8 protein-coding genes and 1 pseudogene are annotated in these 14,285 nt (G+C 38.3%); 7 read left to right on the top strand and 2 right to left on the bottom strand.

Annotation, left to right across the window (positions count from 1 at the left end):
* Both MCO_RS05010 and MCO_RS05015 read right to left on the bottom strand, forming a co-directional pair.
* The coding region (locus tag MCO_RS05010; RefSeq protein ID WP_007553021.1) for a filamentous hemagglutinin N-terminal domain-containing protein at positions 1-2,511 on the bottom strand (2,511 nt) is incomplete at its 3' end.
* A 92-nt stretch (positions 2,512-2,603) separates the two neighbouring features.
* A complete protein-coding gene (locus MCO_RS05015) occupies positions 2,604-4,367 on the bottom strand; it encodes a ShlB/FhaC/HecB family hemolysin secretion/activation protein (protein ID WP_007553022.1) in 1,764 nt (587 codons plus the stop codon).
* A 504-nt stretch (positions 4,368-4,871) separates the two neighbouring features.
* Between MCO_RS05015 and MCO_RS05020 the strand changes: the two genes are divergently transcribed.
* From MCO_RS05020 to pepN, 7 genes and pseudogenes are all read left to right on the top strand, one after another.
* The gene (locus tag MCO_RS05020) at positions 4,872-5,018 is read left to right on the top strand and encodes a hypothetical protein (RefSeq protein WP_040298899.1); all 147 of its coding nucleotides are present in this window, start codon (positions 4,872-4,874) and stop codon (positions 5,016-5,018) included.
* Positions 5,019-6,190: 1,172 nt separating this feature from the next.
* Positions 6,191-6,594 (top strand): annotated as a pseudogene (locus MCO_RS11180) (hypothetical protein).
* A gap of 96 nt (positions 6,595-6,690) precedes the next feature.
* Entirely contained in the window at positions 6,691-7,470 is a 780-nt protein-coding gene (locus MCO_RS05030) for a hypothetical protein (protein ID WP_007553024.1), read from the top strand.
* 1,440 nt (positions 7,471-8,910) lie between these two features.
* Positions 8,911-9,516 (top strand): thiamine phosphate synthase, encoded by a 606-nt coding sequence (locus MCO_RS05035; RefSeq protein WP_007553025.1) that lies wholly within the window; start codon positions 8,911-8,913, stop codon positions 9,514-9,516.
* Entirely contained in the window at positions 9,507-10,265 is a 759-nt protein-coding gene (locus tag MCO_RS05040; protein WP_007553026.1) for a hydroxymethylpyrimidine/phosphomethylpyrimidine kinase, read from the top strand. Before MCO_RS05035 ends, MCO_RS05040 begins: the two co-directional genes overlap by 10 nt.
* A 350-nt stretch (positions 10,266-10,615) precedes the next feature.
* Positions 10,616-11,443: a uracil-DNA glycosylase family protein gene (locus MCO_RS05045; RefSeq protein WP_007553027.1), complete on the top strand. Its 828-nt coding sequence runs from the start codon at positions 10,616-10,618 to the stop codon at positions 11,441-11,443.
* An 80-nt stretch (positions 11,444-11,523) separates the two neighbouring features.
* A complete protein-coding gene (gene pepN, locus MCO_RS05050; protein WP_007553029.1) occupies positions 11,524-14,151 on the top strand; it encodes an aminopeptidase N in 2,628 nt (875 codons plus the stop codon).
* Positions 14,152-14,285 lie beyond the last annotated feature (134 nt).

Raw genomic sequence — 14,285 nt, forward strand, 5'->3', positions numbered from 1 at the left:
TTGCGTGATATCATCCGCAACAACACTGACTGCTCCTTGCGTGGAGATGAGACTGTCAATATTTTCAAAAGTACCAACATCAATCAGCAAACCGCCACGCGCTAAGATGTATGCTGCCTCTTCATTGGACTTGGTCTCCTGTTGCTCCTTCAACGCTGCATCCTGTTGGCCCCCATTTGCTGCCCCATCGCCCTTATTGCTTAAAGACGCAGCCACAAGCTTCATTTCGCCCGTAACAACACTGAGAACACCCGCTTCATTGACCACATGCCCAGCACGTTCTTTCTCAAGTCCGCCTATAGTCAAACTGTCTTCGGCAATGATCTTGCCATGCTTGTTGGTAAGAGCACCATCTAGGGACAATGCCGCAGATTTCTTGGCATAAATCAGCCCGCTATTGCTCATATCCCCTGCCACATTAAGCGCAACGCTCTCACCACTAGAACCAAGTGCACCCGCATTGTGTAATTGCCCTGCGATCACAACAAAAACACCACCACTCTGAAGCAGAGCGTCAGACGCATTCTCAAGAAAAGCTTGTTGGGAGGAAGCTTGTTGACTATTCGCTTCCTCTTGTGCGTTCAGCATCAGATGCAAATCATGGATTGCAATAAGCGTGCCTTGGTTTGTAAGGGCACCGGCATGCGCATTGATGCTCTCACCACGCATTATGCCGTTATTTATGACCCCATCACGCACTTGAAAGGTTAACGCTCCACCTTGTGCTTCTATAGTCCCCGCTTGGGTTAGCGCACCCGCGCTCAAGCCCACATCATGACCTAAAAGCGTACTGTTCGTGCTGGTTGTAACCATGCCACCCGCTGTCACGGCAACCTTCTGCACACCGATAATATCACCCTTGTGATTGAGGGCACCATAGGCATCCAGCGTTACCTCCCCATTGGACAAAACAATACCTTCTTGGAAAAGATCACCGCTACGTGCATAAAGGTCTATTTTTTGTTCTGCGACTAAATTGGCGCGTGATCTAAGCTGTGCTGCTTCCACCAAAAGAGAGCCGCCGGCACTATAGTGACCAGCCCCTATGGTGAGGGCACCATCGGCTTTCACAATAACATTCCCCTTGGCACCAATATGGTTGTTTAAAGCACTGATTTGATTGGTTTTAATCGTCAGATCGCCAAGGGAAGAGACTCCAGCCTGATCATTGTCTTGCGCACGGCTTAAATCAATTGTTGCTGCTTGGATCTCTAAAAGATCGCTCGCTGCTATCCGCCCCTCTCCCGCCTCAAGCTTCGTTGCCTGTAAATGCAAAGAACCCGTAGCACTCTGTGTGCCATCAATGCCTATACCACTCGCCAATAGCGCATCACGCTCAAGTTTGATCGTATTGGCGTTCACTGTAACAACATCACCTGCAGCAACGCGTGCATGCTCTGCAAGTTCAACATTGTTCAAAGCCTTCAGTTCAACTGCTTTTTCTGAAAAAAGGAGAGCTTTCACATGCACACTGTCGTGATGAGAGTGAACCTTTACCGCTCCTTTGGCACGTGCTTTGGCAAGCACCAGCTTGCCATCACTTGTCAATCTCATGGCGCCTGCATTGGCAACCATGTTCCCATGCATTTTAACACCAGCACCTTTATCGTTGGCAAGAACGCGGATCTGACCCGCATACATTCCGCCAAACTCACTGGAATCAATCGCAAATTCCGGTTCTTTGCCATCAGAGCCTAGCGATGTTGCTTCTCGTTTGTGATAATCAAAATGATTATGCCCCGCGATAACAGCTAGCTCCCCTTTGACCTGTATGGGACCTGATACACTGATCTTGCGCGAAACAAGATCAAAAATATCTAATGAACTCCCATCAGCACCATGAGACCCAATGGTGATGTTGCCACCTTCAACGCGAAAACCGCTTAAACTCCCATCGGCTCCAATAATTGGCAGTCCACTCGATAAGGTCACCCGCGGTGTATTAATAAAGCCGCAACCGTTACAAGTAATCCCATTGGGATTGGCAATAATAACATCAGCCGTTTGCCCGTGTACTTCGCTCACACCTTCAAGACGCGAGCGGTTGGCACTCACCACTTCATTAAGAATAACCTTTGCTGCACCGCTATAACGCAAATTGCCATTACCAGGCACCAATCCCCCAAGCTGTGAAGGCGAAACCTCCTTGGTAGAATTGTTTAAAATCACGCCATGGGTATCAACATTGAAATTGTCATATTTGTTATGAGAAAGACCTTGTCCATTGGGGCGGACAATATCAATTAACGGCACACCATTGCCTGCTACTCCCACCGTGGGGCGAAAAATAGAACTCACCCCTTCTGCCGCTTTAATTCCTTGGCTTTCTTGTACAACAGGGCTTTGTGCCCTAATCGCTTGCGCTTGCACTAACAGAGGTTGAAAAGCCAAGCAAAAGCTTAAAACCAGTGAAATTCCCTTGTGCGCCCCTTGTTGCAAAATACCAAGAGCGCGCTGCACTAGCTTGTATCCATATCCCAATTTATGCTTTTGATTTTTCAATCCCCGCATCTTTGCCTCCTTATAAATCTTCTCTCTCTTTGTAAAAAAATAACCCCAAATGGGTGTAAATAGCTGAGTGATCATCTAACCGCCTCTGTACTTTAAAATCTTAACAAAGCTCGCATTTGAAAAACGCCCGTTGTGTTGTCCTTCTCTCTTTGTGTCGATTGGGTTAAAATATTCGAATAAGACACATCAACATCCAAAATCTCTCCGCTTGCATGAAAGCCCACGGTTGCCCCAACAAGGCTACCACCAAAACTGTTTTTGCTTACATCATTGGCCACTGTCCCCAGATCAAGCGCCATATAAGGGGCAAATTGGCTCATAAATTTACGCCCCATGCTCGAAGAAAAACTTGGCAACAACAGCGACAATTCATTGCGCCAAAACACCCCATTATTGCCGTAATAAATCGCCTCACGCACCCCGCGCACAGATGAACTACCACCAAGCGACATTTGCTCTGAACTAAACAAAGTATCAGGCGACAATTGTCCGGAGAACAAAGTGTTATAGCGGAAATTAAACTGGCGAAGCGAAAAGGGACGCATATAGCTTAGGGAAAAAGACAATTTGGAAAATTGCCCTTTGGGTGCATTTTTTGTCGAAGTTTCTTGCTCTTTATCGTCATAAGCGCCAAGAATTGCCAATCCCTTATGAAACCCTATATGCGCGCTTAATTCTCCTCCAAGCCACTTACGCGAATGATCAAGCTCAAAGGTTGCAATAGCCAATTTACGGCTGGAAACATCAACTCTACTGCCCATAATAAAATTATCAGAATATTTCCATGTCAACCGTCCTGTAAGCCACGTCTTGCCCTCTTGATCACGGTCAATAACCCGTGAAATCCACGGTGTAAGCGATAAAGACTTCCCCGATGTCATAATGTCAGAAAATATTCCCTTAACACTCGAATGATATTGGCTCCAAATACCATCAAAACCCGCTGTCCAATAACCATAGGGAATAGAAAATGAACCCGTTACCGTATCACTATTGGGACGCTTTTTGGAGAAGTGATACGGTCCACCATCCATGGAGCGCTGATAGCTGAACGACCATTGATCATTGGATCCTAACAGATCATCAAAAGAAAAGCTCAAGCGCGTTTGGTAAAGCCCTGTTGCTTTAGCGCCAAGATTATCGCTGGAAAGCGTGATAAGCCAAGGCTTCTGTTTGTCAATGTGAAGATCAAGAATAGAGCCACCAGGAATTCCTCCAGCACCAAGGCTAATGGTAGCTTGGCGAGAAAAAAGTCTATTGATTTGATCAAGCCCTTGCTCTATCTGGCGCAAGTTGGTTGGTTTTCCAATCAGATCTGGAAATGCCGTGATGATTTCTCCTTGAAGTCTCCTCTCAACTTTATGCCCATCAAGGGTAATAGCTTCCATCACACCTTCAACAACAACAATCTTGAGATGACCGCCGCTTAAATCTTGCTCGGGCAAATAAGCCCGCACCGCAATATAACCGCGCTTCATATAAAGCTTGGTCACCGCTTTAAGCACTTGGTTGATTTCGGCAATACCCAAACATCGCCCTTCCCAAAGGGAAAGAGCCTCATGAAGGTCGGCGCGAGAAATCAACTGAACACCAAAAAGTTCAATGCTTTTGATCGGCAAACAGCTTTTCTCTGTTGAAACACCATCAAAAGCTGTAGAGCCATCATCCGGCAAAGATATCCTACGCGTTTCTCTCCTACGGTGTAATTGTTGAAAATGCTGTTCTTGTGTTTGTTGACGTTGTATCCTCTCCGATTGATCAATCGCTTGCTCATGAATGCTTTGTGCAAGATTCGGCAACGAGAAAAGGCACAAAAAAGCCGTGGCATACACAAAGGAAAATAAAAAACGGCGCATTCATTGTGCCCCCTCAAAGTGAGCAACGAAATGAACCATATCATCAGCGTCACAGAAACAATCGCTAATCGCGTAACAATTTTTTAACTTTTTGATGAGAATAATGCTGCTAAAATTTAAGAGAAAAGCATAAACTATAGCATATATATTTGCTTTATTGTCGGTGCGAACCATATCATTCCCCCTGCTTTTGAAAATTTTACAATAATACTGTTAAACGACAATCATACACTCTATACGCTTCTTAATTTAAGGTGCTATATGTGATATAATTTTGAGCTTCAAGTAAAGCCTTTTATTCACAGAATATATCTAATTTATTGGAACTGTTACATATTAGAGACAACAAGAGCCTATCCATTATTATCTCCTGATAAGAAAAATAGCATGAAAATAGCTTATTTACTACAAAAGCAAAAAAGAAAGTTTGTGATAACATAACTGATGTGGTGCTAGCACATTTTAAAACTGCTTAGTGTTAAGACCTATAAAAAGAGCGGCATCGTGAATAATGCCAATCGCTATGCTGTTGAAACCGTTGGAAACCCTGCTTATCCATTGGAGTTGTTTCAAAGGGTTATTACCGTAAGTTTAGAGACAATGAAGATTGTTAAGAACCTACCACAATTGGAATTAAGAAAAACTGAATAGGCTTATGAGATATGCTCACATTCTGGGCATGCTAATTATGGAGGCTTTTGAATATTAGTTTACAGCTACACTTCTATAAGCATCTTATTATTAAATTGGTTATAGGATGATTTAAGGCAATCTAAAAAGAACTCTTTATCATGCGTTATTCTAAAAAGAAATCATTTGCACTTTTAAACACTCTACTTTGGATTGCTGTAAGACTTATAAAAAATCCTATCTTAAAGTGAATACGCTTCTTTTACATTGCTTTTAAAAGACTATATCGTATTCTAAAATGATAGCTTTATAGTTTAAAAATCTCTGTTTAAAGAGATTTTGATAATCTCTATAATTATCAGTTTCTCTTTAGATGTTTTATAACAAATAAACCACATTATCATCTTTATCATTTCCCTTATGAAAATAAAAAATGATGCCATGACTATAAAGAACATAACAGCTATAGAGAAAGCAAAAATGCAAATGAAGGCATTGGTTATAAGAGCGCGGTGCTATTAAGGTTGTTTACATTAGAGACCCTTATAAACAAAATTCACAAAAAATTTAAAATTCACTTAGTAAAAAAATTGATAGGTTATAAAGATAAAAAAACGCATTATGAGAGCGTTTCTAAATATTATAAATGTATAGATTCAAAAAATAACGCAATCATTTTATAAAGCCATAATATAGCTTTAAAAGCACATAAATATAAAATAATAAATTAATAATCATATAAACAATATGGATACGTAACGTATTTAAAAAAGTGCTAAAAATATCAAAAAGATAAAATATTATTTGACAATAAATACGTATTTTGTTATATAACTAATCAAGTGATCAAAACACTTACAGTTAGCGAAAAGGTTACGAAACAACCTTTCCAAAGTCTTTAAATACTGACTATCTTTTATGCTGTGATTGGCATATATGATAATTTTGTCGGGTGTAGTTACGCCATAAAATACCTTTATGGGAAAAGCGTAACAACGGACTAACTGCCGTGTTTTGAGCGCCCGGCGCCCTTAGAGTGTCAATTCAAAACCTTAACAGTTAGGATTTAATTATGACAAATATCTCAAAAAAAACCCCGTTATCTCTCATATTGCAAATGAAACCGCGCTTGTTAATAAACAAGAGCCTGCAAAAAATACGAATTTACTAATGAAAGTTTCACTTTTGATGGGATCACTTTACACCGTATACGTGCTTTAAGAGATTTTGATGATGTCAAGGCGGGGGACCTCGGCGGTTTTATTGAAAAGGAAAGTAACTTATCACATGAGGGCAATTGCTGGGTATATGATAATGCTGCGTTTTTTTTGCACGCTAGTGTCTATGATAATGCTAAAATTTATAATGAAACTAAAATTTTTAGACATGCCAAGGTTTATGGCAATGCTAGGGTTTATGAAAACGCCCGTATAGCAAATAATGTACATGTTTGTGAAAATGCTCATATCCATGGCATTGCTGTTATTCGTGAAAATGTTGGGGGTCTACTGAGATTAAAACCTATATTGAACGGCTCTCCCCTTATGGTGAATTAGAGATTGTCTATGTCTCACCAAAAATAAAGCAGCATAATTGAACGCACGGGTGGTGCGGGGGCGCCTGCTTTTCAACCAAATATTCCCATTCCAAATTTTAGCAAACGTTTATCACATTAGATTGTGAGGGTATTCTTATGTGCAAAAAATACCAATTAACAAATGAAAGCAAACAAATTAAAGATCGGATGACTAAACAGATTACAAACCTTTATCGCATTAAAGCTCTAAAAGATTTTGATGATGTCAAAGCTGGCGATCTAGGCGGCTTTATTGAAAAGGAAGCCAACCTCTCTCATGAGGGCAATTGCTGGGTTTATGATGATGCGTGGGTTTATGGGCATGCCCGTGTTTGTGACAATGCAAAAATACGTCATAACTCTCAAATCTGTGGTCATGTCTATGGCAATGCTGAGATCTATGGCAAGGCTTTTATCTCTCAATATGCAAAAATTTATGACAATGCTTGTGTCTATGGCATTGCCCATGTGGCTGGTTATGTTTATGGCAATGCCCATGTGGGAGGGAGCGCCCGTGTTTATACAGAAGCACATATTTATGACAATGCTCACCTTTCTCATAATGCGTGGGTTTATAATTATGCAAGGGTTTATGGGCATGCAAAGGTTTCGGGTTCTGCCTGTGTTTACAGCCATGCTAAAATTTATAATTATGCTGTTGTTAATAGCCGTGCAAAAATTTATGGCAAAGTTTATGGCAATGCTAGTGTGGGGGGCAATGCTGAGGTTTATGGTTCTGTTTATGGCAATGCCAAGATCTCATATTATACAAAGGTCTGGGGTAAAGCTTATGGCAAGGCAAAATTAAACAAACAAAGTAAGCTAAGGGTGGTACCCAAAAATTGTGAGGTTTATGAAAGCGATAATGTTGTCAAGATTGTTGATACAGAAGAGTAAAAAAACAAACGTGGGGGCGCTTTTCTTATGGCTATAAGCGCATCATAAAAGAGAAAATTCAAAAAAGAAAGCCGTGCCATTTACGTGACGCGGCTTTCAAATAGCGTTTCTTATTGATTAAAATGAATCATCCACAATGGAGTAATCAGCGCCTATATACAAAACGTATCATATTGCAAGCGCTCTATTGTCTTTATTAAAACTTATCAAAAGGAATGTAAATGATAGGTATAATCTTGATAGCATTCATTTGAATAAGAGAAATTGTAAACGCTTTTATGGCTATCAAACAAACGTATCAAATAAATCACAATGCTTTATAGATTTATCAATCCAATCAAAAGAAATATGTATTAAGTGAATAGTTTGTAACAAAATCCGTTTTTACATTTACGAGCGTTGGTTTTTTAAAACAGCGTTTCATAAGATAAATAAACAAACGCTTTTATCAAACGCAAAGCTTTAAAAACTGTTATAAACATCAGTTTCAAACGTTTAAACGTTCATTTAGAAAGGTTCTCATAAATGTCTTTTCTCTTTGCACTCAAACGTAACTTCTTTATAAATTAGCCGGTCCATTTTTGGGCTCGTTAAAATCAACCAGCTCAAATTCGAACTCGTTACCTTTAAAATAAAGCATTCTTTAAACAATGTCGCTTTTGACTCAAAATTAAGTAAAATCCCATGCCTTTATGATGTTACAATGGTTTTGAATTTTGCTTGCTTATCTTGGTCTCAATAGGTGCTTCCAAATTTGGGGTGACCCCATTTGGCTTCGTATTTTTAAACGATAACTTTTAAAACGTTTATTGATAGCTTGCTTTATATTCATTAAAAAGCTTTTGGTCATAAGATATAACGTTTTGAATTTCATATCTGTTTATTTCCTTACTCCGGTAAAAAAATACCGTGGTTTTAAAAACGATCTTGTCTTTAAATCCTTTTATGCAATTTTTATAAATTAAACCTATAAGCTTATGACAGTTTCAAACGATTACTTTCTTATAGGATAATCTAATGTTGCGATTACATTTTTAGATTTTACGCTTCTCAATTTTGAGAACTGTAATTTTATGTTTTTATCATGCGATTAACAATCCAATCATTAAAACAAGATGTGATCTTTAAACGTATATTATCGATAATTACAAACAACTAAATTTTAAACAATGTGATTTGTGCTGTGATAAAAACGTATCATAAAATTTATAAACTGTTATGAATGATAGCTGCTTTTCATTTCATTTGAATAACACATGCGTTATAATATTTACATCATGATTTTGCTTTTTATGGTCTATTCATACATGGCAATTGTTTATAAAAAATGGTCAAATGAATCACGTATAAAAGGATGGATTCTTAAGTGGACTCATATAAAATAATTTCATACAAACTATTGATTTTACCGTGTTTTTATGTACAATACGGTTTATTTTCATGAAACTGGACCCATTCTATCTCATTGTTGATAATGCTGATTGGGTTGAACGCTTGATTCCTCTTGGAGTCAAACTCATACAATTGCGCATGAAAAATGAAAATTTAAAAGTAATCCGTCAACATATTAAGCATGCAAAAAATATATGTGATAAATTGGGAATACAATTAATCATTAATGATCATTGGGAAATAGCAATTGATGAAAAATGCAATTTTATTCATCTTGGTCAAGAAGACTTAAGCAGTGCTGATCTTCTTGCAATTCGTAAAAATGGTATAAGGTTTGGTCTTAGCACACATGATGAACAGGAATTAGATATCGCACTTTCTGTTAATTCTGACTATGTTGCACTTGGTCCTATTTATCCAACAATCTTAAAAGAAATGAAATGGAAACCTCAAGGGCTAGAAAAAATCAAACGATGGAGAAAACGGATTGGTGCTATACCTTTAGTGGGCATTGGTGGTTTAACACCAGAACGTGCTCTTGGTGTTTTAAAAGCAGGAGCCAATAGTGCTGCTGTTGTAACCGATATTATCCTCCATAAAAAACCTGAACAGCGTGTCCAACAGTGGTTAAAGGTAACAAAAGCATGGCGTTGAAGCCTTCTATTCTCATTGTTGCGGGAACTGATCCAACAGGAGGCGCCGGTATTATCCGTGATATAGAAACAGCTGCACATTTTCAAATAAAAGCAAATTTAGCTATCACCTGCGTTAACGTACAAGATGATAATCACGTTGCTGAAATTGTTCCAATGCATGGAAAACTTATCACTGCGCAAATGCGCAGTGCCTTAGAAGCGAATCCAATAAGCGCAATAAAAATCGGTATGACGGGGACCAAAGCTATTGTAACAGCAATCTGTCATGTCCTCAAAGATTATCCTCATATTCCAGTTATTCTTGATCCTGTACTTGCCGCCTCATCAGGAGGAAAACTAACAACAGAAAAAATCACAGAAATTATGATCAATAAACTTCTCCCTCATGTTGATCTTTTAACACCCAATAGAGAAGAACTCGCTATTCTTAGCCAAAGTCCGCTGGCATCCCATCATAAGCAAGCAATACAGCAAGCAAAAAAACTGCTGTCATTTGGTCCACGCTCTATCTTAATAAAAGGTGGGCATGCAAACGGTCCCCTTTCAACAGATAGCTTCATTGATAAAACTGACATCATAAATATTTCCGCTCCCCGCTTGACGGGGACAATGCGTGGCACAGGTTGCATCCTTTCAAGCGCTATTGCAGCCAATTTGGCATTAAATGAATCTATGACTCAAGCTATTAAAAATGCAAAAGCATATATTCAAACATTGCTGTTAAATCACAACCAAAAAGGTTATTAAAATCTTAATACGATGTCACAATTTTTAAAATATTCTGGCTATATTTTTTAGTTTATATGTTTTTTTCTTAAAATGAATGTAGCTTTATAACTACAGGATTATTTATCTTAATAACAAAAGAATATTTACGCTAAAAAATTTTATTGTAGACCGTTTCGGTATATCATCTTAATGGATAAGACAACGTATTTGAAAAATGCATATAATTGCCAATACTTTCCAGTGTTTTTTGTTAAAATAAAGAGGCTTATCATTGTTTGGTACATAAATTACTAAAAAACACATCATAAATCTTGAAGGATAATGTTATATGCTCTATTCCTAGGAGGTAGATTATCAGAAAAAGTAAAATGTTAAATCAAACACAGTGCTCAATCTCATATGAAGAACTCTTAAACTTTTATAAAGAAAGTGGTGCAGATGCTGTCTTAACAGATTCACCTGTTGATCGCTTTAGTCAATCTGCCTCCTTAGAAAAAAAGCTAACACAAACAATAAACACTTTTCATAATCAACAGGCATCACCAGCCATAAAGTTATCCAATCATCCACTGTCTATTCCTAGTATTATACAAGGTGAACCTTCAGCTATAGAGAGTGCAAAAAATGCGAATACACTTGATGAATTAAAATCTGCTCTCCTCGCATTTAATGGATGCTCATTAAAATTGACAGCAAAAAATACCTGTTTTTCAGATGGAACAGCGGGAAGTTCGCTCATGCTCATAGGAGAAGCACCAGGACGAGAGGAAGATATACAAGGAATTCCATTTGTAGGAAAAGCGGGCATATTACTGAACAAAATCCTCGCATCAATTGGCTTAACAAGAAACAATGTTTACATAGCCAACACTATTCCTTGGCGCCCACCAGGAAATCGTACGCCTACAGCAAGAGAAGTAGCATTATGCCGCCCTTTCATTGAACGACAAATTCATTTAGCTAAACCTCGTATTCTTATAGCACTAGGAGGAGTTGCTACACAGTTTCTTACGGGAGCTCAAAATGGAATTATCCGAACACGGGGGAAATGGCTTACCTATGAAGGCGAAGACAACGTAAAAATACCTGTTATGCCAACTTTTCACCCTGCTTACCTGCTCCGAACGCCCAGTCAAAAAAAGCTCACATGGATAGACTTCTTAGAAGTAAAAAAACGCTTAGATAGCTTTTTGTAACTCCTTAATTCTACCCCTTGCATCAAAACACAAACGCCTTTTCAAGTCTTTAACTTTTAAAATACAGTCAGGAAAAAATTATGCAACAATCAGCAGTCCCCATTTATCGTCTGGAAGACTACCAACCAACCCCTTATGTTATCCCCAAAACACAACTTCACTTCTCTTTACAACCGACAAAAACCCTTGTTACGGCAATATTATTGATTGAAGCGCGTCAAAATACGAAAGAAAGAACACCTCTTGTTCTTTCTGGTGATGATCTTATTCTCATTTCTGTTGCTATTAATGGCGAAACATTGTCTGAAAATGCTTATAAAAGCACGCCTTCACGTTTAGAAATTACTACCCCACCAACGGCTCCTTTTACATTGCAGTTAGTCACGGAACTAAACCCTGAAAACAACCACCAACTCATGGGACTTTATCTTTCGAATGGTGTTTATTGCACACAATGCGAAGCAGAAGGTTTTCGTCGTATTACTTATTTTTACGACCGCCCAGATATTCTTTCTACTTATACGGTAAAAATCGAAGCAGATTCTCGAACAATCCCTATCTTACTTTCCAATGGTAATCTCGTGAAAACAGGAACTCTTGAGAATAATCGTCATTTTGCTCTTTGGGAGGATCCTTATCCAAAACCATCTTATCTCTTTGCTTTAGTTGGTGGTGATCTTGATAAGTTAGAAGACTATTTTACTACTATATCTGGTCGACATATCAAACTTGGTATCTATGTGGAAAGAGAAAAAACCAAACGTGCAACATATGCAATGGACGCCCTCAAACGTTCCATGCGTTGGGATGAAGAATGTTTCGGACGCGAATATGACCTTGATGTTTTCAATATTGTTGCTGTTTCGGACTTTAACATGGGTGCAATGGAAAACAAAGGGCTTAACATCTTTAATGATAAATATGTTCTTGCAGATCCTGAAACAGCAACCGATCATGATTATAGAAATATCGAACGTATCATTGCTCATGAATATTTTCATAATTGGACCGGTAATCGTATTACTTGCCGTGATTGGTTTCAACTTTGTTTAAAAGAAGGACTAACAGTTTACCGCGATCAAGAATTTTCTTCAGATCAAAATATACGTAGTATACAAAGAATTAAAAATATAAAAGCATTAAAATCTACGCAATTTACTGAAGATTCTGGTCCACTTGCGCATCCTGTACGTCCTCGTCAATATAGCGAAATCAACAATTTCTACACCGCAACCGTTTATGAGAAAGGTGCTGAAGTCGTTCGCATGGTGTATACCATTTTAGGTCCTGCTCTCTTTCGTAAAGGAATGGATCTCTATTTTCAACGTCATGATGGGCAAGCTTGCACAATTGAAGATTTTATAACCTGTTTTGCTGAAGTCTCTGGTAGAGACTTTTCACAATTCATGCTGTGGTATGAACAAGCAGGAACGCCTAATGTGGAAATAGACCACCATTATAGCGATGGTACTTTGACGATTCATGCAAAACAACATATTCCAGCAACACCGCAACAAAAAACAAAAAAGCCTATGCTTATCCCTATCACTTTTGATCTCTTAGGAAAAAATGGAGAATCTCTCATCTATGAGGCTGATGCAGATATTCAATCAGATGTTATGTTTCTCTATAAAGAAAACCAAACGTTCACATTAAGGGGACTGAATGAAAAACCCGTTTTATCACTGCTTAGAGATTTCTCTGCACCTATCAATCTACAAACTCCGTTCAATGAAAACGAGCTGATCTTTCTTGCCAAAAATGATAGCAATCAACCTAATCGTTGGCAGTCACTTGATCATTTGATGATGCAAGCTCTGATTCAAGCTATTCAAAATAAAACACAAGCAAAAGAAGGTATGCCTTCCTCTTTGCTCAAATTGATTGAAAACATCCTTAAAGATGAAAGTCTTGAACCAGAGTTTCGCGCATTTTGTTTAAATTTACCCAGCGAAATTGAGCTTGCTCATACAATTGGTAAAAATGTTGATCCGGATCGTATCCATTCTGTGCGCAATCAGTTTTTAACTTCACTCGCGCATACACATCAAGAGCTCTTCACAAAAGTTTATATGCAAATGGAAACTCATGAGCCCTATTCACCAAACACTACGCAAACTGGGAAACGAGCGTTACGGAATATTGTGCTAGATTATCTTTCCATTGCCGAAGCCCAACCAAACCGTTCTGCCATGCAATATGCAAAAGCTGATAATATGACTGATCGCATGGCAAGTATAACAATTTTAGTGCAGCATTTTAACAAAAGTAAGCAGGCACAAAATGCCTTAAATGATTTTGAAAACCGATATAGGCATGATCCTTTAGTCATGGATAAATGGTTTTCCATTCAAGCAATGATTGCAGGAGCATCAACACTTGACCATGTTCAAAAACTTGTAAAGCATCCGCTCTTTTCACAAGATAATCCCAATCGTGTACGAGCCTTAATTGGTGTCTTTGCTTCTAATAACCTAACAGGTTTTAATAGGGTTGATGGTGCATCCTATGATTTTCTTTGCCAAATCATTTTGGAAATTGACAAAAAAAATCCTCAACTTGCTTCGCGATTACTCACAATAATGCGTTCTTGGCGACAATTAGAGCCTGTTCGGCAACAAAAGCTTGAAACCGCATTAAAAACAATTGCAGCAGCTCCTCAATTGTCAAACGATGTAGCAGATATCATTACTCGCATCCTTGCTTAAAAGAAAAAGTATTTATAATCAATGTATTATACTCTTATTGATGAAATAACATAAAGTAGTTCTTCAGTAACAATAACACCATAAACAGATAATTTAAGCCTGTTTATGGATAATGTTAGCTTTTCTTTTCATTT

The sequence above is a fragment of the Bartonella sp. DB5-6 genome, from assembly GCF_000278115.1.
In the GTDB taxonomy this organism is placed as follows: domain Bacteria; phylum Pseudomonadota; class Alphaproteobacteria; order Rhizobiales; family Rhizobiaceae; genus Bartonella; species Bartonella refiksaydamii.